Origin of the sequence: Selenomonas sp. F0473 (assembly GCF_000315545.1) — a bacterium.
In the GTDB taxonomy this organism is placed as follows: domain Bacteria; phylum Bacillota; class Negativicutes; order Selenomonadales; family Selenomonadaceae; genus Centipeda.
Genome location: NZ_JH992902.1, coordinates 1767383 through 1787904, shown reverse-complemented (window position 1 = coordinate 1787904; position 20522 = coordinate 1767383). Strand labels below are relative to the sequence as shown.

23 protein-coding genes and 2 riboswitches are annotated in these 20522 nt (G+C 59.0%); of the genes, 5 read left to right on the top strand and 18 right to left on the bottom strand.

What is annotated here, in order from left to right; genetic code table 11:
• Window positions 1-76 precede the first annotated feature (76 nt).
• The 10 genes from HMPREF9161_RS08240 to htpG form a co-directional block, all read right to left on the bottom strand.
• Window positions 77-817 carry a M48 family metallopeptidase gene (locus HMPREF9161_RS08240; RefSeq protein WP_009729207.1) on the bottom strand — a complete coding sequence of 247 codons (741 nt, stop codon included), beginning with the start codon at window positions 815-817 and terminating at the stop codon, window positions 77-79.
• A complete protein-coding gene (hslO, locus tag HMPREF9161_RS08235) occupies window positions 814-1719 on the bottom strand; it encodes an Hsp33 family molecular chaperone HslO (protein ID WP_037348698.1) in 906 nt (301 codons plus the stop codon). The genes HMPREF9161_RS08240 and hslO overlap by 4 nt, the downstream gene beginning before the upstream one ends.
• Before the next feature lie 6 nt (window positions 1720-1725).
• Window positions 1726-2289, bottom strand: a complete 564-nt coding sequence (gene yfcE / locus HMPREF9161_RS08230) for a phosphodiesterase (protein WP_009729205.1) — start codon at window positions 2287-2289, stop codon at window positions 1726-1728.
• Between the two features lie 7 nt (window positions 2290-2296).
• Window positions 2297-2761: a 6,7-dimethyl-8-ribityllumazine synthase gene (gene ribE, locus HMPREF9161_RS08225; protein ID WP_009729204.1), complete on the bottom strand. Its 465-nt coding sequence runs from the start codon at window positions 2759-2761 to the stop codon at window positions 2297-2299.
• A gap of 1 nt (window position 2762) precedes the next feature.
• Complete coding sequence (locus HMPREF9161_RS08220) at window positions 2763-3980, bottom strand: bifunctional 3,4-dihydroxy-2-butanone-4-phosphate synthase/GTP cyclohydrolase II (RefSeq protein WP_009729203.1); 1218 nt, start codon at window positions 3978-3980, stop codon at window positions 2763-2765.
• A gap of 12 nt (window positions 3981-3992) precedes the next feature.
• On the bottom strand, window positions 3993-4625 hold the full coding sequence (locus HMPREF9161_RS08215) for a riboflavin synthase (RefSeq protein ID WP_009729202.1): 633 nt from the start codon (window positions 4623-4625) through the stop codon (window positions 3993-3995).
• Between the two features lie 9 nt (window positions 4626-4634).
• Window positions 4635-5747, bottom strand: coding sequence for a bifunctional diaminohydroxyphosphoribosylaminopyrimidine deaminase/5-amino-6-(5-phosphoribosylamino)uracil reductase RibD (ribD, locus tag HMPREF9161_RS08210; RefSeq protein ID WP_009729201.1), 1113 nt, complete (start codon window positions 5745-5747; stop codon window positions 4635-4637).
• 67 nt (window positions 5748-5814) lie between these two features.
• Window positions 5815-5967, bottom strand: a riboswitch (FMN riboswitch).
• Between the two features lie 34 nt (window positions 5968-6001).
• On the bottom strand, window positions 6002-6388 hold the full coding sequence (gene dhaM / locus HMPREF9161_RS08205; protein ID WP_009729200.1) for a dihydroxyacetone kinase phosphoryl donor subunit DhaM: 387 nt from the start codon (window positions 6386-6388) through the stop codon (window positions 6002-6004).
• Window position 6389: 1 nt separating this feature from the next.
• Window positions 6390-7058 (bottom strand): TerC family protein, encoded by a 669-nt coding sequence (locus HMPREF9161_RS08200; protein ID WP_009729199.1) that lies wholly within the window; start codon window positions 7056-7058, stop codon window positions 6390-6392.
• Window positions 7059-7068: 10 nt separating this feature from the next.
• Window positions 7069-9018, bottom strand: coding sequence for a molecular chaperone HtpG (htpG, locus tag HMPREF9161_RS08195; protein WP_009729198.1), 1950 nt, complete (start codon window positions 9016-9018; stop codon window positions 7069-7071).
• A 238-nt stretch (window positions 9019-9256) separates the two neighbouring features.
• Here htpG and HMPREF9161_RS08190 point away from each other — a divergent pair, with 238 nt between their 5' ends.
• From HMPREF9161_RS08190 to HMPREF9161_RS08180, 3 genes are all read left to right on the top strand, one after another.
• Window positions 9257-9550: a hypothetical protein gene (locus tag HMPREF9161_RS08190; RefSeq protein ID WP_009729197.1), complete on the top strand. Its 294-nt coding sequence runs from the start codon at window positions 9257-9259 to the stop codon at window positions 9548-9550.
• A gap of 80 nt (window positions 9551-9630) precedes the next feature.
• The gene (locus HMPREF9161_RS08185; protein WP_009729196.1) at window positions 9631-10356 is read left to right on the top strand and encodes an SIMPL domain-containing protein; all 726 of its coding nucleotides are present in this window, start codon (window positions 9631-9633) and stop codon (window positions 10354-10356) included.
• Window positions 10343-11479 carry an acyltransferase gene (locus HMPREF9161_RS08180; protein WP_009729195.1) on the top strand — a complete coding sequence of 379 codons (1137 nt, stop codon included), beginning with the start codon at window positions 10343-10345 and terminating at the stop codon, window positions 11477-11479. Before HMPREF9161_RS08185 ends, HMPREF9161_RS08180 begins: the two co-directional genes overlap by 14 nt.
• Window positions 11480-11694: 215 nt before the next feature.
• On the opposite strand, the gene HMPREF9161_RS08175 is transcribed toward HMPREF9161_RS08180, so the two are convergent.
• The 5 genes from HMPREF9161_RS08175 to HMPREF9161_RS10005 all read right to left on the bottom strand — a co-directional run bounded on the left by HMPREF9161_RS08175 (window position 11695) and on the right by HMPREF9161_RS10005 (window position 16380).
• Window positions 11695-12849: an amidohydrolase gene (locus HMPREF9161_RS08175; RefSeq protein ID WP_037348694.1), complete on the bottom strand. Its 1155-nt coding sequence runs from the start codon at window positions 12847-12849 to the stop codon at window positions 11695-11697.
• 79 nt (window positions 12850-12928) lie between these two features.
• The gene (metK, locus tag HMPREF9161_RS08170; protein ID WP_009729193.1) at window positions 12929-14113 is read right to left on the bottom strand and encodes a methionine adenosyltransferase; all 1185 of its coding nucleotides are present in this window, start codon (window positions 14111-14113) and stop codon (window positions 12929-12931) included.
• Window positions 14114-14211: 98 nt separating this feature from the next.
• A riboswitch (SAM riboswitch) is annotated at window positions 14212-14318 on the bottom strand.
• Window positions 14319-14405: 87 nt separating this feature from the next.
• Window positions 14406-15623 carry a hypothetical protein gene (locus HMPREF9161_RS08165; RefSeq protein WP_051010582.1) on the bottom strand — a complete coding sequence of 406 codons (1218 nt, stop codon included), beginning with the start codon at window positions 15621-15623 and terminating at the stop codon, window positions 14406-14408.
• Between the two features lie 48 nt (window positions 15624-15671).
• Window positions 15672-16274, bottom strand: coding sequence for a hypothetical protein (locus HMPREF9161_RS10010; RefSeq protein WP_009729191.1), 603 nt, complete (start codon window positions 16272-16274; stop codon window positions 15672-15674).
• Entirely contained in the window at window positions 16240-16380 is a 141-nt protein-coding gene (locus HMPREF9161_RS10005; protein ID WP_198002164.1) for a hypothetical protein, read from the bottom strand. The genes HMPREF9161_RS10010 and HMPREF9161_RS10005 overlap by 35 nt, the downstream gene beginning before the upstream one ends.
• 158 nt (window positions 16381-16538) lie before the next feature.
• Between HMPREF9161_RS10005 and HMPREF9161_RS08155 the strand changes: the two genes are divergently transcribed.
• Together HMPREF9161_RS08155 and HMPREF9161_RS08150 are read left to right on the top strand one after the other, a co-directional pair.
• Window positions 16539-16763 carry a type II toxin-antitoxin system RelB/DinJ family antitoxin gene (locus HMPREF9161_RS08155; RefSeq protein WP_009729190.1) on the top strand — a complete coding sequence of 75 codons (225 nt, stop codon included), beginning with the start codon at window positions 16539-16541 and terminating at the stop codon, window positions 16761-16763.
• Between the two features lie 266 nt (window positions 16764-17029).
• On the top strand, window positions 17030-18355 hold the full coding sequence (locus HMPREF9161_RS08150) for an ATP-binding protein (protein ID WP_232213526.1): 1326 nt from the start codon (window positions 17030-17032) through the stop codon (window positions 18353-18355).
• Between the two features lie 69 nt (window positions 18356-18424).
• Here the strand turns inward: HMPREF9161_RS08150 and HMPREF9161_RS08145 are convergent, their stop codons facing one another.
• The 3 genes from HMPREF9161_RS08145 to rpoZ all read right to left on the bottom strand — a co-directional run bounded on the left by HMPREF9161_RS08145 (window position 18425) and on the right by rpoZ (window position 20509).
• Window positions 18425-18961, bottom strand: a complete 537-nt coding sequence (locus HMPREF9161_RS08145; RefSeq protein ID WP_009729187.1) for a methylated-DNA--[protein]-cysteine S-methyltransferase — start codon at window positions 18959-18961, stop codon at window positions 18425-18427.
• A 106-nt stretch (window positions 18962-19067) separates the two neighbouring features.
• Window positions 19068-20276: a bifunctional phosphopantothenoylcysteine decarboxylase/phosphopantothenate--cysteine ligase CoaBC gene (coaBC, locus tag HMPREF9161_RS08140; RefSeq protein WP_009729186.1), complete on the bottom strand. Its 1209-nt coding sequence runs from the start codon at window positions 20274-20276 to the stop codon at window positions 19068-19070.
• A 2-nt stretch (window positions 20277-20278) separates the two neighbouring features.
• Window positions 20279-20509 carry a DNA-directed RNA polymerase subunit omega gene (rpoZ, locus tag HMPREF9161_RS08135; RefSeq protein ID WP_009729185.1) on the bottom strand — a complete coding sequence of 77 codons (231 nt, stop codon included), beginning with the start codon at window positions 20507-20509 and terminating at the stop codon, window positions 20279-20281.
• Between the last annotated feature and the right edge of the window lie 13 nt (window positions 20510-20522).

Sequence of the window (20522 nt, the reverse complement as noted above, 5' to 3'; positions counted from 1 at the left end):
ATATTGCAATTATTTTTCTGCTCAAGTGCAGTTTTCTTGCATTTGAGCAGAATATGCCTCATCGGTTCTTTCGTGTCTACGCCAATCCTCCGTCCTCCCGCGCCCATACGTTCAGCGCGCGGCGCATGTCGCGCCAGTCCGGAAGGTAACGATCCATACACGCCCGGAAGGCCGCGCCGTGTCCGTGTACCCACAGATGCGTAAGTTCATGGAGGATGACGTAGACGAGGGCGCGCCGGTCATAGCGGGCGAGCGCGAGGTTCAGCGTGATATGCGCGGTGCGGACGTTGCAGCTCCCCCAACGCGTCTTCATCATGCGGATACGGCATACGGCGGCGTGTTTGCCGACGACGCGTTCACATTCCGGCAGCGCACGCGCGACGGCTGCGGCAAGTTCCGCGCGATAGAGGCCGCGGATCGCGGCAGCGCGTTCCTCCGCATCCGCGTCCGGCAACGCATAAATATAAATCTGCCCGTTCTCATATGCCGCATAAGCTTTGCCGCGGGTGAGCGGGCGGATTTCGAGCGGGTACCGTGCACCCCAAAGGAGGATCGTCTCCCCCGCGGCATACCGACGCATACCGCAGGCTGCCGCAGAGGCAAAAATGAGCCGCAGGCGTTCGTCAATCCACGCGCGCCTGCGGCCGATAAATTCCTCAATCTCACGCGCTGTCATCCACTGCGGGGCACTGACTTCAACCATTCCCGCGGGAGACACACGCAGATAGAGGTTCCGGATATTCTTATAACAGATATGAACGGCGCGCCCCTCCACCGTTCGGTTCTCCTCGCGCAGGAGCCGCACGCGCCGTTTCACTTCGCGCTGCGCGCGTGCATGGCGCGCATCTTGATGGCGGCGCTGCGGATGGCGCCGAGTTCTTCCTTATCGAACTGATACGCCTCGCCGCAAAAATGGCATTTCACCTCGGCCTGCCCGTCCTCAACGAGACTGTCAAGGTCATCCGCGCCGAGCGTGATAAGCCTGTCCGTGATGTAGTTCTTTGAGCAGTTGCAGCGGAACGCGAGATCGGTCGACGAGAGAATCTTCACATCGTCAAAATTGCCGAGCAGCACGCCGATGAGGGCGCGCGCGTCCATCCCCTGCTCCACCATGTGAGAGACGGAGGAGATGAGCCGCAGGTTGCCCTCAAGTTTATCTATCACATCGTCCGGCGCGCCCGGCATGGGCTGGACGAAGAATCCGCCCGCGCCGAGGCAGCGGAGCTCGGGGCTGACGAGCACGCCAAGCCCGATGGAGGACGGCGTCTGCTCCGAGGTGTAGAGATAGTTGATGAGGTCGTCCGCGACCTCGCCCGTTGTGATGTCGACACTGCCCGTGACGGGCTCCTTCAGCCCTGTGAACCGCGTCACAGAGAGGATGCCGCGCCCGATGCCGCCGCCGACATCAATCTTGCCGAGCGGGTTCAGCGGCAGATGCGTATGCGGCGCATCCACATAGCCGCGCACCGCGCCCTCTGTCGTCGCATCCGCCGTGACCGTGCCGAGCGGACCGTCCCCCTTGAATTTAATCGTGACCGATTCCTTATTCTTAAGATTTGCGGCGAGGAGCAGCGCCCCCGTCATCGTACGCCCAAGCGCCGCCGCCGCGACGGGCCAGCAGTCGTGCCGGCGCATCGCCTCCGCAACCGCGTCCGTCGTCACCGCGGCGTAGGCGCGCACCGCGCCGTTTGCGGCGGTCGCTTTCACAAGTTGATCCATAAATCCTTACCAGTCCAAGGCGAGATGATGCAGCACCTCGCCCGTTTCTATATCGCAAACATGAATCGCACCATCCTCGAGCACCGCGACGGTGTTGCGCCCGTCGGGGCGTTTCGAGAGCGCGGCCGAACCGGGGTTGAGAAAGACGGTGTTGCCGCGCTTTTCGAGTACCGTCACGTGGATATGCCCGCTGATGAAGAGGTCGGCCTTCAGATGCGCTGCCATCGCGTCCTTCTCCGCGTCCGTCATGACGGCGTCGCCGTGCGTGACGACGATGCGGTGTCCCTCCCAGACGACATAGGCATAGGGCGCCATGAGGGGCACCGCGAGGCAGCTCGCATCGACGTCCGAATCGCAGTTTCCCTTGGCGATGACGACGGGAATCTCCGATGCGTTGATGCGCTCGATAAGCCCCATCGGGTTGTAGTCCGCCTTCATCGGATTGCGCGGGCCGTGGTAGGCGACGTCCCCCGCGTGGAGGATGAGGTCCGCGCCGCCGAAAAACTCTGCACAGGCGCGTACCCATGCGCCCTCATGCCCGTGCGTATCGCTGATAATCCCGATTTTCATACCGGCCTCACATCTTCCGAAAGAGATTCGCCGTCTCCATCGCGGCGACGGCGGCATCGGCGCCCTTGTTGCCCGCCTTTGTGCCCGCGCGTTCGATCGCCTGCTCGATGTTTTCGGTCGTCACGACGCCGAAGATCGTCGGCACGCCGCTCGCAAGACCGACCTGCGCGACGCCCTTGGAGACCTCGCTGCACACATAATCGTAATGCATCGTCGCGCCCCGGATCACCGCGCCGAGGCAGATGACGGCGTCGTAGCGGCCGCTCTCCGCCATCTTCTTCGCCGCGAGCGGAATCTCGAACGCGCCCGGCACCCACGCGACGTCGATATCGCCGTCCGCCGTCTCGTGGCGGTGCAGCGCGTCGAGCGCGCCGCTGAGGAGGCGGCTCGTGATGAATTCGTTGAAGCGCGCGGCAACGATGCCGATCTTCAGCCCCTTGCCGCTGATATTTCCTTCGATCATGTTTGCCATCTTAGTTTCCTCCTAGTTCCTCATCCGTCAGCAGATGCCCCATTTTCTCTTTTTTCACCGTCATATAGCGGCGGTCAAAGTCATTCGTATGCATGACGATTGGCACGCGCTCGACGATCGTCAGCCCGTAGCCCTCAAGCCCCGCACGCTTGGCGGGATTGTTCGTCAGCAGGCGGATGGTCGATAGGCCGAGGTCAGCAAGAATCTGCGCGCCGATGCCATAGTCGCGCAGATCGGGCGCAAAGCCGAGCTCGACGTTCGCCTCGACGGTATCGCGCCCCTGATCCTGCAAGGCATAGGCGCGCATCTTGTTCGCAAGGCCGATGCCGCGCCCCTCCTGCCGCAGGTAGAGGACGACGCCCTCGCCCTCCGCCTCGATCGTGCGGAGCGCCGTTGCGAGTTGATCGCCGCAGTCGCAGCGCATCGACCCGAGCGCATCGCCCGTGAGGCACTCGGAATGCACGCGCACGAGGACGTTCTCCTTGCCGCGCACATCGCCCTTGACCACCGCGAGATCGCAGCGCCCGTTCAGGCTATTCTCGTAGGAAACAAGGCGAAAATGTCCGTATTTGCTCGGGAAATCCACATCCGCCACCTGTTTGACGAAGCTCTCCGTGCGCGTGCGGTACGCGATGAGCGATTTGATCGTGATGATGTTGAGGCCGTGCTGTTTTCCGAATTCTTTGAGCTGCGGCGTGCGCATCATATGCCCGTCGTCCGCCATGATCTCGCAGCAGAGCCCCGCGGGATAGAGTCCCGCAAGCCGCGCCAGATCCGTCGTCGCCTCGGTATGCCCTGCGCGTCGAAGCACGCCCCCCTCCGCGGTGCGCAGCGGAAAGACGTGGCCGGGACGGCGAAAATGCGACGGCTTCGCCGCGGGATCGATGAGCAGCCGCACCGTATGGCAGCGCTCGAACGCGGAGATGCCCGTCGTCGTGTCGTAGGCGTCGACGGAGACGGTGAACGCCGTCTCGTGGTTGTCCGTGTTGTTCTCTACCATCTGCCCAATCTGGAGTTCGTCAAGGCGGCTGCCGATGATGGGCGTGCAGATGAGCCCCTTGGCGTACGTCGCCATAAAGTTGATATGCTCCGGCGTGAGTTTCTCGGCGGCGACGATGATGTCGCCCTCGTTCTCGCGGTCCTCATCGTCCACGACGACGAGCATTTTCCCGTTTTTAATATCCTCGATTGCCTGTTCAATCTCTGCAAAATCTGACATGCCGTACCTCTCCTAAAATCCGCTGCGCAGAAGGAACTCCTGCGTCAATCTGCCCGTCTGCCCCGGCGCCATCCCGCCGAGCAGCTTCAGCGCGTATTTGCCTAAGATGTCCGTCTCGATGTTGACGGGGCTGCCCGCGCGTTTCGTGCCGAGATTCGTCACCGCACGCGTGTGCGGGATGAGACTGACGGTAAAATCCGCCGCCGTGACCTGTGCGACCGTGAGGCTGATGCCGTCGAGGGCAACGGAGCCCTTCTCCACAATCCCCCGCAAAATCTCCGTATCCGCCGCGACGGTCATGAGGATCGCGTTGCCCTCCTCCCGGATGCACGCGATCCGCCCCACGCCGTCGATATGGCCGCTGACGAAATGCCCGCCCATGCGCGTCGTCGGCAGGAGCGCCCGCTCGAGGTTGAGCTGCGCCCCGCGCGCGAGGCCCGCGAGTGACGTGCGCCGCACGGTCTCCGGCATGACGTCCGTGCGAAATCCGCGCGCATCAAACTCCGTGACCGTGAGGCAGATGCCGTTGACGGCGATGCTGTCGCCGATATGCGCGTCCGAGACGACGCGCCGCGCGCCGATCGTCATCTCTCCGCCCGAAAGGCCTTCAAAGCTGCCGACTTCCTCAATGATGCCTGTAAACATGCCGCCCCCTTAGTCCCCGCGTTTCACCGGATACCCCGTAACGAGGATGTCCGCGCCGACCCGCTCGACCGTCATATCCAAAAGTCCAAGCGCTGACTGCGGCCCGTCAAAGCCCGCGCCGCCGACCGCCGTCGGCGCATCCGCCCCGCCCATGAGCATCGGCGCGATGAAGACATGCATCTTGTCCGCAAGCCCCGCCGAGAGGAACGACCAATGTACCGCGGCGCCCCCCTCGACAAAAACGGAGGTCAGCTCCTGCGCCCCGAGGAAGTCAAGCAGCGCGGCAATATCCGGCCGTTCCCGTCCGAAGGTCACGACCTCCGCACCGCATGCCTGCAAAAGGGCCGTTCGTTTGGGGTCGGCGCGCTCACCGGCAACGACGATCGTCCGCGCCGCGCCGTCCGTGAGGAGTTTCGCATCATGCGGCGTCCGCGCCATGCTGTCGAGCACGACGCGCACGGGATTTTTCCCCGTGCGGTGCGGCAGCCGCACCGTCAGGCTCGGATCATCCGCAAGCACCGTGCCGATGCCCACGAGAATGACGTCATACGCATCGCGCCATTCATGTACACGCGTGCGTGCCGCCTCTCCCGTGATCCAATGCGAGGCGCCCGTTCGGCTCGCCGTCTTGCCGTCGAGCGTCATGGCGGTCTTGAGCGTCACGAAGGGTCGTTTTGTCACGACCCATTTGAGGAACACCTCGTTCTGTCGGCGTGCCTTCTCCGCGCAGATCCCCGTCGCGACCGCAATCCCCGCCGCTCTCAGGCGCTCGATGCCATGCCCCGCAACGGCGGGATTCGGATCGCCGAGCGCCGTCACGACGCGCGCGATGCCCGCCGCAATCACCGCCTCCGCACAGGGACCCGTGCGCCCGTAATGGCAGCACGGTTCGAGCGTCACGTAGAGCGTCGCGCCGCGTGCAAGATCCCCCGCCATGCGGAGCGCGTGAATCTCCGCGTGCGGCTCGCCCGCCGCGCGGTGCCATCCGCTCCCAACGATGATACCGTCCCGCACAATCACGGCGCCGACCAAGGGGTTCGGCGACGTGCGCCCGCGCGCGTATTCCGCAAGGCGCAGCGCCTCTCTCATATAGGATTCGTCAAGGGGCCGCTCTTCGTCCATCGTCATCCACCCGAATAAAAATACCGCCGAGAACCCTCTCGGCGGCACACAAATCGTCCATAAAAGACGCGCCTTTTCCCATCCAGACTGCGGAGTTTCCTCCTTCACTGTCGGCTTCGGAATCACACCGAATCGTGCCTCGGGGAGGATTTCTCCATCCCGTCATAGGCTTGCGGGCTGTACCGCCGGTGGGGATTTGCACCCCGCCTCAAAGAGCATCGCTATGCATATTGTAACACCCTATATTTACGCTGTCAATCGTCAATCTTCGCGACGCGCCGCGTCTCCTCCGCGCGGCGCACGACCTCGTCGAGCGGCGCGCCGCAGACGGCCGCGACCGCGGCGACGACGCTGCCCTCCACGACGGGGCAGTCCGCCATCCGCAGCAGCTCGTCTTTGCGTTCCTCTACGATCGTCTCCACGGTCAGGATCGCGCTGCCCGCATCCATGAGGATGACGACGCCGTCCGCCCCGTACACCGTATCGATCGCGTGCACGATGCGCGCGTAACTCGTTCCAAAGGCGCCGTTTTCCATGCCGCCCGCAGCCATGATGCTGACATCCTTTGCCATCATGCGGCAAGTCTCGACGACTCCCTCGGCGAGTGCGGGGCTGTGCGTTACAATCACAAGGCCGACCATATCATGCGCTCCGGTTCCGTCCGCCGACGGCGCACACGAGCCCTGCGCACGCGGCAGGGAGCAGCGTTTCGGCGTTGGGCAGGAAACCTAAAATCATCGGTCCTACGGAGTGATCGTGCGCGATCATCGTCCCCGCCGTCCAGCCGAGGATCGCGGCGCCGATGACGATGAGCACGGGGTACCGGTCCATCAGTTTCGCAATGAGCTGACTGCCGCCGACCACGATCGGGATACTGACGACGAGACCGATCACGACGAGCAGGAAATGGCCCTGCGAGGCCCCTGCGATAGCGAGCACGTTGTCAAGGCCCATCGCGGCGTCCGCGACGATGATCGTCCTGACCGCCCCCGCGAACGTATCCGCCGCCTTCACATGCGCCTCCTTCTGCGCGGGGCGCATGAGCTTTACGGCAATCGGCAGGAGGACGAGTCCCCCGACCGCCTGCAGATACGGCACGGTCAGCATCTCGACGGCAAAGAACGTCATGATGAGGCGGACAATGACCGCCCCCGCCGTGCCGACGCAGATCGCTCGCTTGCGGAGCGCGGCGGGCAGACGGTTCGACGCCATCGCGATGACGACGGCGTTGTCCCCCGCGAGCACAAGGTCGAGGATAATAATCGAAAAGAGCGCCACAAAGAACTGCGACGAAAAGAGTTCGATTTCCACAAATATCTCCTTATTTCGCCATCAGCTTTGCGAGTTTCTGCGCAAAGGCAACGGGATTTTCCGGCAGGATGCCCTCGATGAGCAGCGCCTGCGTGTAGAGAAGGTCGCAGTAATCCTTGAACTCCTCGCTGTCCTTGCCCGCCGCATGCACGCGCCGGAGTTTTTCAAAGAGCTCGTGGTGCGGGTTGATCTCGAGGATGCGGCGCGCCTTGAACATCGGATTGTTCATCTCGGCAAAGGTCTGCTCCATCGAGAGCGACGGCCCCGCCTCGTCCGCCACGAGACAGACGGCGCTTGAGCGCAGACGCTGCGAGATCTTGACCTCGGCGATCCTCTCTCCGAGCGCTTCCTTCACGTCTTTGATGAGATCGTCGTTCGTCTTTGCGATCTCCTCGGTCTCCTTCTTCGTCTCCTCGCTCTCCGCGTCGCCGAGGTCGAGATCGCCGCGGCTGATCGAGTGAAACGGTTTGCCCTCGTACTCGTGCACCGTCTCGATCGCGAACTCGTCCACGGGGTCGAGCAGGAACAGCACCTCAAGCCCGCGCTCGCGCAGCTGCTCCATCTGCGGGAGCTGCTCGATGGTCGCCTTGTCCTTCGCCGTCGCGTAAAAGATGCTCTTTTGGCTCTCGGGCATCCGGGCGGCGTACTCCTTCAGAGAGACGAGCTTGCCCTCTTTGGAGCTTGTAAAGAGGATGAGATCCTTCAGCTTGTCCACCGTATCGCGGCCGGAATACATGCTGTTGTAAATGCCGATTTTCAGCGAGCGCCCGTACTCGTTCCAAAACTTTTCGTAGGATTCGCGGTCCTTCTCGAGTTTCTTGCCGAGCGTCTTGAGGATGTTCTTTTCGAGCGCGCGGCCGATGGTCTTCAGTTCGCGGCTCTGCTGAAGCAGTTCGCGCGAAATGTTGAGCGAGAGGTCGGGCGAGTCTACGAGCCCCTTCATGAAGCGCAGGTAGTCCGGCAGGAGATCCTTGCATTTGTCCATGATGAACACGTGGCGCGAGTAGAGCTGGATGCCCGGCTCATAGTCCGACTGATAGAGATTGAACGGCGCGCGCGCGGGGATCTCGAGGAGCGCCGTATACTCGACCGTGCCCTCAGCCTTCGTGTGAAACACCTCCATCGGCGCTTCCCACTCGTGGAACTGGTTCTTGAAGAAGTCGCCGTACTCCTCGTCTTTGATCTCCGATTTGGCGCGCGTCCACAGCGGCTGCATCGAGTTCAGTGTGCGCAGCTCCGTCTTCTTGACTTTCTCCGCGCCCTCGATGATCTTGCCCTCGTCGTCGCGCGGGAGTTCCTCCGTCGTGACGTTCATCTTGATGGGGTAGCGCACGTAATCGGAGTATTTCTTGACGAGACGCTCGAGCGTATAGGTGTCCGTGTAGTCCGTCTCGCCCTTAGTGAACTCCTTGGCGAGCCGGATCGTAACGGTCGTGCCGCGCCCTTCCTTCTCCGCGTCCTCGATCGTGTAGCTGCCGTCGCCCGCGGATTCCCAGCGCGTCGCCTGCGTCTCGCCCGCCCGGCGCGTGACGATGGTCACACGTTCCGCGACCATGAACGCGGAGTAGAAGCCGACGCCGAACTGACCGATGAGGTCCTTGTCCGGCGTGCCGCCGCTCTCCTCCTTGGCCTTCGCGAGCTGCTCCATGAAGGCCTTCGTGCCGGATTTTGCGATCGTGCCGATGTTCTCGACGACCTCGGCGCGCGACATGCCGATGCCGTTGTCGGAGATCGTGAGCGTCTTGCTCTTCGCGTCCGGCACCAAAAAGATTTCATAAGCATCGTTCCCCTTGAGAATATCGCGGTTCGTCAGGCTCTCAAAGTGGAGCTTATCGATCGCGTCCGAGGCGTTGGAAATCAGCTCGCGCAAAAAAATCTCGCGGTTCGTGTAGATGGAATGGATCATCAGATCCAGTAATTGTTTGGTCTCGGCTTGAAACTCATGCGTTTCCTTTGCCATAATATCGCTCTCCCTTGCGTTGAATTATTTCTGCATATCGTTTCGTCGTATGCAATTCGATTTCTACGCTCTATATTACACAAAAAACGACAAAAAATCAAATCTCATTTGCGCGTTTCCCAAATGAGAATTGCCAAATCAGATTCCCCTCCCGCTTCATTTGCAATTCGCGGGATTTTGCATTATACTCATCTCCGGATATTGTTTATCATCTATGTAGGGAAAAGGAGATTTTATCATGGACAACGAGCAGAACACACAGCCGGACGCGCAGCATACCGCTCCCAAAGCGATCGTCGTGCAGTCGATAAAGAATGTCGGTCTCGCCGCCGGACTCGCACTCTTCTTCGGCCCCATCGGTATGCTCTACTCGACGATCATGGGCGCCGTCGTCATGCTTATCGTGAACATCATCGTCGGTCTCTTCACGCTCGGCTTCGGCTTGATCGTAACCCTCCCCATCGGCGCGATATGGGCATATATCGCGGCAAAGAAGTACAACGAGAATCTGCTGGCAGGCGCACGAGAATAATCCTTCTTTCATGATAACGGCCGAGCGTACATGCTATAATCGGCGTAGTTATTTGGAATCCGTATAAAAGGAGGACTCTCATGAAACGCATGGCATTCGGCGCGCTCGCCTGCACGGCGGCGCTCGCGCTCACGCTCGTGCTCCCGGCGCATACCGCGGCGGCGGAAGCATATCCCTCGACGCTCAGTATCAGCGGCACGAGCGTCACGCATGTCGCTCCCGACACCGCCGCCGTCACGGTCGGCGTCATCACGGAGGCAAAGGACGCGGCAAAGGCGCATGCGGACAATGTCGCGTTGGCAGCGCGCGTACACAGCGCGGTGAAAGCGCTCGGTATTGCAGACCGCGATATTCAAACGGTGCGCTACGATTTCTCACAGCGCTATGACACACGCGACAACGGCCGCACGGAGCTCGTCGGCTACACCGTGCAGAACACTGTCGTCATCACCGTACACGACCTCTCGAAGGTCGGCCGTGTGATCGACACTGCGCTCGGCAGCGGAGCAAACCGCATCGATTCGCTCGAATTCACCGCGAGCGATCTCGTCGCCGCGAAGAATACGGCGCTCGCGGGGGCGATGAAGGATGCGCGCGCAAAGGCGGATGCGCTCGCCGCGGCGGCCGGCGTTCGGATCGTCCGCGTGGCAAGCATCTCCTCTGCGGACGCATCGCCGCAGCCGTACAACGATGTGCGCTATATGGCGATGACGAAGGAAGCCGCTGCGGATATCGGCACGACGCCGATTGCCGCGGGTCAGCTCGCCGTCGAAGGGGTTGTGAACGTCACCTATGTCATCGAATAAGCCGCCGCGTCTCTCCGCGGTCGAGGCGATCCGCGGTATCTCTATGATGGGCGTGATCGGCATCCACATCGGCGCGGAATATCTTGCGAATCCGACGCCGAATCTTCATCTTGTGGCGCTTTTTGACATTGGCACGCGCTTTAGCGTGCCGATTTTTTTCTTTATCTCGGCGTTCGGTCTGTTCTACGGACAAAACCTATCTGCGCCCTTTTCCTATCGAGACTTCCTGCGGCGGCGATGTCATGCGGTCGTCGTGCCCTATCTCGTATGGTCGCTCTTTTACATCGTCCACGACGCGTGGCATTACGGCACGGGAATTCCGCCGCTGCTCTCATGGCCGGGAATTCTCTTCTTCGGAAACGCGAAGTATCAGCTCTACTTCATGGTCATCCTCATCTGGTTCTATCTCCTCATGCCGCTCTGGCGCGTGCTGCTGCGGCACATGACGCGCCCGCTGCTCGGCGCGGTGTTCATCGCGCAGGTTGCGTTCGACTACTGGTCGAGCTTCGACACCGCCTTCAACCTTTACGTTTACAGCCTCCCCGAGGGAACGCTCCTGCGCGCGCTGCTCTTCTACCGGCTGAACTATTGGCCCCTCCACTACGTCTTTATCTTCCTGCTCGGCGGCTGGCTCGCCCTGCGCTGGAGCGCCTTCCGCACGCTGATGGAGCGCCAGGCACGCCGGCTTTACGCGTTCGGCGTTCTCAGTCTCGCCCTGCTCCTCGCGTGGTACTACAAGCTGATTCTCGTTGACGGATACACACCGCTCGAGACGATCTACACCGCGCATCAGCTCTCGCCGCTCGGCATCCTCTACACTGCCTGCGCCTCGCTCGCGCTCTTCGCGCTCTTCACGCATCTCGGCACGGACAATCTCCTCGGGCGCGCCTTCCAACTCCTCGGAAAACATTCCTATTTCATCTACCTCGCGCACCCCGTCGCGATCACCTATCTGCTGATGCTGATTTACGGGCGCGGCCACGTGCTCACCGCCCCTATCGCGCTCGGACTCTATGCCGCGACCCTCCTCCTCACGCTCGCCGGCGCAATTATCATGCGGAACATAGGCGACCATATCCCCATCGTCAACGCGCTCACCATCGGGATATGGAAAAGAAAATAGACACAAAAAAAGATAAGGACGGTTTTCGTCCTTATCTTTTTTCGTCGTTTATCGCTACGATGTGAAACACGCCCTGAGCCGCCCGTCTTTCATATAACCTAGTCGCGAAAATCCCTTCACAACTTAGGAGACACGCAAGTTTGGATGCAGAGCAAGGAATAGCGAAGGCGTAGTTAAGGGCCACGTCGAGCGCAGGATTTTTCGAAATGACACAGCTATGCGCCAAAATCGCGTGTCACACAACATAGAGATGTTTCAGCTATACGCACCAAATACCGCGCAGCCTGCGGTATCGCCGCCGGATCGACCGTAAACTGCGGATGATGATTCTCCGGCCCAAGCCCCGTCCCGACGAATGCAAAGCAGCTCTCCATCGTCTCTTGATAATATGCGAAGTCCTCCCCCGCCATCCACGGTACGGCATCCACAACGGCAAAGCCTTCCCGCTTTGCCGCGTCCGCCGCAAGTTCATTCCAGCGCGGCGTATTCACCACCGCGGGCGCGCCCGACTTCCAAGAGATCTCCGCATGCCCGCCGAGACCTGCGGCGATCCCCGCGGCGAGCTCCTCCATCCGTTTTTTCACCAGCACGCGGTCGGCCGCATCAAAAAGCCGAATCGTCCCCTCCATCCATACCTGCTCCGGCAGCACGTTCCACGTCGTCCCGCCCTCGATGTGCGCGATGCTCACAACGGCGGCGTGCAGCGGATTCACGTTGCGGGCGGTGATCGTCTGCGCCGCTGTCACAAACTGCGCCGCCATGACGATCGGATCACAGCCGCGGTCGGGCTGCGCCGCATGCGTGCCCACCCCCTTGAACGTGATCTCGAACTTATCCGTGGACGCCATCATGCCGCCCGCGCATAGGCCAAATGTTCCAACGGGATAAAGGGGACGCGCATGAATGCCGAATATCGCCGTCACATCGTCCAAGACGCCCGTATCGAGCACCCGCCGCGCGCCGCCCGGCGCTTCCTCCGCCGGCTGGCAGACGATGTAAACCGTCCCTTTCAGTTCGTCCTCCCGTTCTTTCAACAGGAGCGCCGCCGCAAGCACCGCCGCCATATGAAAATCATGCCCGCAGGCGTGCATTTTCCCTTCCGTTAAAGAACGATAGGGCAGCTCCGTCGCTTCCGTGACCGGCAGCGCGTCGATATCCGTCCGCAGAGCGACGATGGGTTTTTCACCCGTTCCGACCGCCGCCACCAGCCCCGTCTCGAGCGGCACATCGAGCACCCGTATCCCGAACCGCTCAAACGCCGCGCGCAGACGCGCCGTCGTCTCGAACTCCTCATAGGAAAGTTCCGGATGCGCGTGCAGCCAGTAAAATTCCTCGCACGCAAACTCCATGATTTCCCGTTCCGTCATCATTTCACCCCCATATAGGAAAACAGTCTTATGCGCCGCACAGACGGAGACGCGCAAGACTGTTTGATTTACAATATGCCGCTTAACGTCCCGCCGCGCTCTTCAGCACGTCGGCCACATCCGTACGCTCCCACGGGAGGTCGACGTCCGTGCGGCCGAAATGTCCGTATGCCGCCGTTTGCCGATAGATCGGGCGGCGCAGGTCGAGCATCTTGATGATGCCCGCGGGACGCAGATCGAAATGTTTCTGTACGAGCGCGACGATCCGCTCCTCGTCGATCTTGCCCGTGCCGAACGTATCCACCATGATCGAGACGGGATGCGCCACGCCGATGGCGTACGCGAGCTGAATCTCCACGCGGTCTGCCAGCCCCGCCGCAACGATGTTCTTCGCCACATAGCGCGCCGCATACGCCGCGCTGCGGTCGACCTTCGTGGGGTCTTTCCCCGAGAACGCGCCGCCGCCGTGGCGCGCCCAGCCGCCGTAGGTATCGACGATGATCTTGCGTCCCGTCAGCCCCGAGTCGCCGTGCGGACCTCCGATAACGAATTTCCCCGTCGGGTTGACGAAGTATTTCGTCTCCGCGCGCAGGAGCTCCGCCGGGATGATCTGCTTGATGACCTTTTCGATCATATCCCTGCGGATCGTCGCGAGGTCCACGGCCTCGTCGTGCTGCGTCGAGATGACGACCGTATCGACATAGACGGGCCTCCCGTCCTCATAGGCGACCGTCACCTGCGTCTTGCCGTCCGGACGCAGATAGGAGAGTTCGCCGCTCTTGCGCACGTCCGTGAGACGGCGCGCGAGCTTATGCGCGAGCACCGTCGTCAGCGGCATGTACTCCGGCGTCTCGTTCGTCGCGTAGCCGAACATCATGCCCTGATCGCCCGCGCCGATGGCATCCGCCGCATCCATCCTGCCCTCGCGGGACTCGATCGCTTCGTTGACACCCTGCGCGATGTCGGGCGACTGCTCGTCGAGCGATACGAGGATGCCGCACGTATCCGCATCGAACCCGTAGCTTGCGTTCGTATAGCCGATCTCGCGCACCGTCCGGCGGATGATCTTCGGAATATCCACATAGCACGATGTCGAAATCTCGCCGACCACATGCGCCTGCCCCGTCGTCACGAGCGTCTCGCAGGCGACGCGCCCCTGCGGATCCTGCGCGAGAATCGCGTCGAGGATGCTGTCGGAAATCTGATCGGCGAGTTTATCGGGATGTCCTTCCGTCACGGACTCGGATGTGAACAGCATTTTCTTCATATCAAAACCTCCCCTAGTTGATGAAAAATACCTTTCAAAAATACGACCTCGTTTCCATAAGAAAAGCCTCCCCTTGAGATAAGGGAGGCTGTCCGCCGCGCTCATCTCATAGGCTGCTCCGCCTAAAGGAATTGGCACCGTTGACCGAAACGTCATGGTTGCCGCAGCTTCATCGGGCCGGTCCCTCCGCTGCTCTGGATGAGGTATATTCTCTTCTATACGTCGCATTGTAACGAAAGTGCAGGATATTGTCAAGGGGCGGGCGGGAGATTTTTATATGCTTTGACTTCACTCATGAGGCATCATCGAAGGACACGGCAGAGCCGGTTGCACTGATAGCGCATTCTGTCAGTGGCAGTGACAGTTCCCCGCTCTCCCGTGCCGCCACTGCAAGGCGTTCAAATTGTACTTTTTTATAGCTTATTTTAGGCCAACAACCAGAATAATGTTCATCTCCCTTATGATGAACCAGTGGAATAACATCTCCCGTCCGTGTGTCATAGATCCCAAATTCATCCTGCTTTACACTCTCCGTACAGAAAAAATCATGATTTCCAAACTTCGGCCAACGATCATTCTCTTTGAGTGTAGAGGTTGACGACCGGCGAAACAATATGCCGCCTTCCGTGGTCCCATATATATTCCAACAGCATGTACTGCCGTATCCATGGTACCATTCCTGCAGGACGTTCCCTCGTAGATCGACAACGAGGCTGACGTTTGGTGACTCACTCCATAACAACAGGCTCTTCCCCTCTTCATACCATCCTTTCAGCAAATATGTCGTCCCGACAGGCAGCGAAAATAATTTCTTTTCCTCCTCATCATGAACGAACACGACGGCCAAATCCTCACTGCGTACACATATCACACCGTCGCCATACTCGATCGGCTGGCTGTCACGCTGCGACGGTTCTCCAAAATTCTTAAGCCTGCATTTTGTATAAAGTTCTCTTGCCTTGCCGCCGGTCTTAGGGATTATATAAATACGATCGGAAGGCCATCGATCCTTTGGGACAAGAGGAATCTCATTCCCGGCGAACGTAATGTAGAATTTATCATCAAATTCATAAAGATCCCACGGGTATAACTCAAGCTCCTGGTCCGGCCAATCAATAGGAATTTCTGCGATCCCCTCCTCCGTCAGATGGAAAAGATGCGGCCTCACCTTTTTTAACTCGGCTTTCGACTCTGCGAGACAACAATTATAATCCAACTTCACGAGAAAATAAATCCCGGACTCTGTGAGAACGGAACTCCCTATCCGGTATCCACGCGGTATTGCCTGTGACAGATCGATCTTCACCTCATCGGTGACACGGTTCGGATTGATGACCACAAAATTCGGCTCTAAATTATCCTGTAAAAAAATACTGCCCGAGAACCTTTGTGTAGCATCACATTTCTGCACAGTAAAAAGCGACATACTCACGGCGAACAGCATAAAAAAGATGCGCATTGATATCATAATCATAGGACGCCCTTCAACAACAATCTTTTCTCTCCCCATACACCTCTCAACATAAATCTCATCACAGCATCTCATGTAAAGCTCTTTCTATCCAACATAAAGCCATGCGGGAAGGTCTACGCCCCACGTTTTTTCTTTTAGAGTCGGCACTTTGATATCCGCAAAGCCCTCCGTCCAATGCGTCTGATTGATGCCGTAGGGCATGATATGAAAGCACGCCCGCGGATGATAACAAAAGCCCGGCAGATGATCAAAGCGCATAACGGCCTCCTCTGCCGCCGCGCTCGAATCATAAACACCGATAAGTTTCTCTTCAGCAAACGACCTCACACGATATACATGCTCTAAGATGTAAACATAACGTGCATCCGCATCTCCCCCGCTGTTCGTTCTCTGTAATGTGCGGTGTGGCGCTCCCTGCGTCTGCGATTCGTACCAAATTTCACGCTCGTCGTATTCGTCGCCCCCATCGACTGCGTGATAAAATCCTCCTTTCCAATCGGCATCTTCATTTAACCGATAAATTTCCAGAGAAAAATGCTCTCGTGAAAACTCCTTAAAGCCGCTGAGGTGCATAAGCCGCTCGACAGCCTCCTTCGCCCTCTTTTCGGAAGAATACGCGCCGATATATTTCACTTCATCGAAGTCAGCAACCTCATAGCAGTGCTGAACAAGGCAGATTTGCTCCATGACCGTACTCCTTATGTTTGGCAGCGCCAAGCCGCTCCTCGATCTCCTCTAAAGTCAGCCAACCTCGCTCCTCGCCGGATTGTTTTCCTTTTTCAAGCTTGTTCATAAGACGATATGACGCCCGCATTTTCTCAGACTCCCGTGTGTCCAAAATATCATATCCCTTCTGTCCGTATATCATTTTACCACAAGGCCATTGTATATGATATAGTCTTGCAATTCGCAGGACGTCGTAATACAATCACAGTGAAAGGCGGTGGTCTCATGAAGGACGCAACAGTCAGCGCACGCGTCGAATACGATGTGAAAAAGGAGGCGGAGGATATTCTCCGCAGCCTCGGTATTCCCGTATCCGTCGTCATCAATGCGCTGTACCGTCAGATCATCGAGCGAAACGGTATTCCGTTCTCTCTGACGCTCCCAAAAGCGCCGCGCACGCTCGACACCATGAGTGATGAAGAAGTAGACAACCGTCTTCGCCAAGTGTAGGAGGAAGCACGCTCCCATAATACCGGAGCGTATTTTTTTGCTGTCCCCCATTTTAACACAAAGATACAAACTATACTTTACATTTTTATAGACAAAATTGTAAAGTATAGTTATAATTATTGCAAAGGCAGGTGACGCAGAATGTCCATCATCAACAAGGAAAACATCCTAAAGGTACTTATAGGCTACAATCCTTGGTGGAAAACCGGTACGGTCCCCCCCCCGCTCTGACAAAGCATTATAAGCGCTTTGCTTTCTACGAGACAATGGCTCGTTTAGCGGAAACAGAGATGCGCCGCATCCTCGTCCTCAGCGGTATGCGTCGTGTCGGCAAGACCACCATTCAATATCAGTTAATCGAGGCGCTACTCGCGCGCGGCGTTTCTCCACAGCGAATTCTCTTTATCTCGATGGATCACCCAATGCTGAAACTCAGCGACTTTCAAGAAATCCTCGACTGCTATCATGAAAACATTTATGTTGATCATGATGTTTACTATTTTTTTGATGAAATTCAATACGTTCGGGACTGGGATAAATGGCTCAAGGTCATCTATGACAGCACACCGGAGATACAGGTTGTCGCAACGGGGTCTGCAAGCCCCGCGCTGATGAAGGGCAATCAAGAGAGCGGCGTCGGCCGTTGGTCGGTAATCCCCGTCCCGACGCTGTCATTCTATGAATATTGCAACCTCCTATCACTTGACCGCCCGCAGCTGCCGGAGAACCTCAAAGCGACCGACCTGCCCTATATGCGGCGTCCGCAGCAGACCAAAATCATGCTCCAGTTATCCAAGGTGCAACAGCATTTTACCCGCTACCTGCAAGTGGGCGGATTTCCTGAACTTGCACTTGCAAGTAACGACATTCTCGCACAGCAAATCATGCGGGAGGATGTCGTCGACAAAGTGCTCAAGCGCGACCTTCCCTCGCTCTACGCCATCCGCAACATCACGGAGCTGGAGCGCATCTTCCTCTACCTTTGCAGCGTATCTTCAGAGATTGTCTCCGTCGATGCGCTCTCAAAAGAGCTGAGCGGCGTCTCCCGCCCCACCGTAGAGAACTACATCCGGTTTCTGGAGAGCGCCAATCTCATCTATCGGAGCTGGCCCATCGACATGGCGGGCAAGCGCGTTCTCAAAGCGCGCCCCAAAATCTACATCGCCGACGCCGCCATCAGAAACGCCGTCCTCATGGACGATACTCTGCTCACCGATCCGATTCAGATGGGGAAAATCGTCGAAACAGCCGTCTACAAACACGTCGCCGCATTCTACTATCGATATGTCACCTCCATCGGTTATTTTCGCGGCGGAACGAAGAACAAAGAAGTCGATATTGTCATTGACTATCCGATGGCGAAAAAAATACTCATCGAGGTAAAATATCGTGAAAATACGACCATCTCGGATGACAACGCCGTCAGCGTACTGGCAAACGAGGCGTCGGCTGCCATTGTCATTACAAAGGCGGCAGATGATCTAGGTCTACAAATGACGAAAACAAGAACAATCCTCCTTCGTATTCCGGCATTTGCCTTTCTCTATCTGCTCGGCAATGCCGAGCGGCACGGTTATCACTACATCTCCTAACGATAAGAACCTGATGAATCAACTATCTGCGCTAATTCATCAGGTTCTTTTTCTATGCGTTTCACTGTATCAGAGTTTCGTCCCGTGTTTCGGCACAAAGAACGCGCTCATATCGACGCCCTCGTGTTCGAGCAGCGCGATCTTCATCGGGAGCCCGCCGCCGTAGCCGGTGAGACTGCCGCCCGCGCCGACGACGCGGTGGCAGGGGATGATGATGGAAATGGGGTTGTGCCCGACGGCGCCGCCGACAGCCTGTGCGGACATGCGGGACTTGCCCGTCTCGGCAGCGACCTTCCGCGCGAGCGCACCGTACGTCGTGGTCGCGCCGTAGGGAATCCGGCAGAGCAATTTCCACACGCGCTGCCGGAACGTGCTCCCGCGCGGGGCGAGCGGCAGCTCCTCTATCGCGGGCTGTTCCCCTGCGAAGTACCGCGAAAGCCACGCCCTCGTCTCTCGGAGGAGCGGCGTCTCGCGTTCTTCTACGGTCTCGCCGCGCAGGTCGGACGCGCAGTCCTGCCCCGCGATCCAGAGGCCGATCAGCGCACCGCCGCGTTCGGCGATCAAGATATCCCCGAGCGGGGATGCGTAATGTGCCGTATAAGTCATCCTGCCACCTCCCGAAGAACTTGTTGTGCACCCCCCATAGGAAGGCACTGCCGCACTCGCCTGCTCTTTGCGGCGCGGCATATCTTCTATGGGAAATCAACTAAGCCTACGTTTTTTGCTTGAATGCTTCTGCCAGTCGGTCGAGGATGATCCCTGCGAGTTCCGACTTTGCCATGAGAGGGTGCTCCTCGACTCTGCCGCCCTTGAAAAATATTTTGACGCGGTTTGTTCCAACACTAAAACCCGCGTCCTTTTCGGCAACGTTGTTCGCAACGATGAAATCGAGGTTTTTCTTCGTGAGTTTTCCCTGTGCGTATGTCTCGACATTCTCCGTCTCGGCCGCAAAACCGACGAGTACCTGACGCGTCTTTTTCCGGCCCAGTTCGAACAAGATGTCGGGGTTGCGCGTAAGGGTGATCGTGAGTTCCCCGTCCGATTTCTTGATCTTCTGCGGGGCGACCTCTGCGGGGCGGTAGTCGGCGACCGCCGCCGCCTTGACGACGGCGTCCGCGTTCTCGTACTCCGCCATGACCGCGGCGTACATCTCCCGCGCGCTCCGCACGTTCACGCGGCGCACGCCCGCGGGGGTATCAAAATGCGTGGGGGCGGAGATGAGAATGACCTCCGCACCGCGCCGCGCCGCCTCCGCCGCGACGGCATAGCCCATGCGTCCCGTGGAGCGGTTGCCGAGGTAGCGCACGGGGTCGAGCGCCTCCTCCGTGCCGCCCGCGGTCACGATGATGCGCCGTCCCACAAGGCGCTCTGCCGATGCAAAGTGACGCTCGATCACCGCGGCGATTTCCTCCGGCTCGGGCAGACGTCCCGCCCCCGTCGTTCCGCACGCAAGCGGCCCCTCGGCGGGCGGGATGATCCGGGCGCCGCGGTCACGCAGACGCGCGACGTTTTCCCGTGTGGCGGGATTCTCCCACATGCCCGTATTCATCGCAGGTGCGATATAGAGCGGCGCGCGCGTTGCGAGGACAGTTGTCGTCAGGAGGTCGTCGGCGATGCCCGCCGCCGCCTTTGCGATGAAGTTCGCCGTTGCAGGCGCGACGAGCACAAGGTCTGCCATCTCCGCGAGCGCGATATGTTCGACGTGATGCGCGGGAACCTCCGCCCACATGCTTGTCGCGACCGCCCGGCCCGTGATCTCGCGGAACGTCAGCGGCGCGACAAAGGACGCCGCCGCCCGCGTCATAACGACGTGGACTTCGGCGCCCGATTTTTTCAGTCTGCTTGCGATCTCGACCGCCTTATACGCGGCGATGCCGCCCGTGACGCCGAGAACAATCCGTCGTCCCGCAAGAGTTCCCATTGTCAGATGCTCTCCTTATAGAGGTCGTAGCTGATTTTGCCCTCGGCAATCTCCTCAAACGCGTTTGTGACGTTTTTCGTCGAGCGCGCCAGCTCGGACTTCACAGGATCGCCCTCTAGGATCTGGCGCGTGCGTTTCGCGGCGAGCACAACCATGCCATAACGGCTGTCCACCTTCGTCAGCAGTTCGTCCGTAGAGGGGTTGACCATGCCGATTTCCGCATTCGTTTTCATTGTTCGTACCTCG

Excerpts from the sequence above, each read along its gene's own strand:
- hslO (WP_037348698.1), bottom strand. The coding sequence starts at position 1,719 with ATGGATCAACTTGTGAAAGCGACCGCCGCAAACGGCGCGGTGCGCGCC.
- yfcE (WP_009729205.1), bottom strand. The coding sequence starts at position 2,289 with ATGAAAATCGGGATTATCAGCGATACGCACGGGCATGAGGGCGCATGG.
- ribE (WP_009729204.1), bottom strand. The coding sequence starts at position 2,761 with ATGGCAAACATGATCGAAGGAAATATCAGCGGCAAGGGGCTGAAGATC.
- HMPREF9161_RS08220 (WP_009729203.1), bottom strand. The coding sequence starts at position 3,980 with ATGTCAGATTTTGCAGAGATTGAACAGGCAATCGAGGATATTAAAAAC.
- HMPREF9161_RS08215 (WP_009729202.1), bottom strand. The coding sequence starts at position 4,625 with ATGTTTACAGGCATCATTGAGGAAGTCGGCAGCTTTGAAGGCCTTTCG.
- ribD (WP_009729201.1), bottom strand. The coding sequence starts at position 5,747 with ATGGACGAAGAGCGGCCCCTTGACGAATCCTATATGAGAGAGGCGCTG.
- dhaM (WP_009729200.1), bottom strand. The coding sequence starts at position 6,388 with ATGGTCGGCCTTGTGATTGTAACGCACAGCCCCGCACTCGCCGAGGGA.
- htpG (WP_009729198.1), bottom strand. The coding sequence starts at position 9,018 with ATGGCAAAGGAAACGCATGAGTTTCAAGCCGAGACCAAACAATTACTG.
- HMPREF9161_RS08190 (WP_009729197.1), top strand. The coding sequence starts at position 9,257 with ATGGACAACGAGCAGAACACACAGCCGGACGCGCAGCATACCGCTCCC.
- HMPREF9161_RS08185 (WP_009729196.1), top strand. The coding sequence starts at position 9,631 with ATGAAACGCATGGCATTCGGCGCGCTCGCCTGCACGGCGGCGCTCGCG.
- HMPREF9161_RS08180 (WP_009729195.1), top strand. The coding sequence starts at position 10,343 with ATGTCATCGAATAAGCCGCCGCGTCTCTCCGCGGTCGAGGCGATCCGC.
- HMPREF9161_RS08175 (WP_037348694.1), bottom strand. The coding sequence starts at position 12,849 with ATGATGACGGAACGGGAAATCATGGAGTTTGCGTGCGAGGAATTTTAC.
- metK (WP_009729193.1), bottom strand. The coding sequence starts at position 14,113 with ATGAAGAAAATGCTGTTCACATCCGAGTCCGTGACGGAAGGACATCCC.
- HMPREF9161_RS08165 (WP_051010582.1), bottom strand. The coding sequence starts at position 15,623 with ATGGGGAGAGAAAAGATTGTTGTTGAAGGGCGTCCTATGATTATGATA.
- HMPREF9161_RS10010 (WP_009729191.1), bottom strand. The coding sequence starts at position 16,274 with ATGGAGCAAATCTGCCTTGTTCAGCACTGCTATGAGGTTGCTGACTTC.
- HMPREF9161_RS10005 (WP_198002164.1), bottom strand. The coding sequence starts at position 16,380 with ATGAACAAGCTTGAAAAAGGAAAACAATCCGGCGAGGAGCGAGGTTGG.
- HMPREF9161_RS08155 (WP_009729190.1), top strand. The coding sequence starts at position 16,539 with ATGAAGGACGCAACAGTCAGCGCACGCGTCGAATACGATGTGAAAAAG.
- HMPREF9161_RS08150 (WP_232213526.1), top strand. The coding sequence starts at position 17,030 with ATGGCTCGTTTAGCGGAAACAGAGATGCGCCGCATCCTCGTCCTCAGC.
- HMPREF9161_RS08145 (WP_009729187.1), bottom strand. The coding sequence starts at position 18,961 with ATGACTTATACGGCACATTACGCATCCCCGCTCGGGGATATCTTGATC.
- coaBC (WP_009729186.1), bottom strand. The coding sequence starts at position 20,276 with ATGGGAACTCTTGCGGGACGACGGATTGTTCTCGGCGTCACGGGCGGC.
- rpoZ (WP_009729185.1), bottom strand. The coding sequence starts at position 20,509 with ATGAAAACGAATGCGGAAATCGGCATGGTCAACCCCTCTACGGACGAA.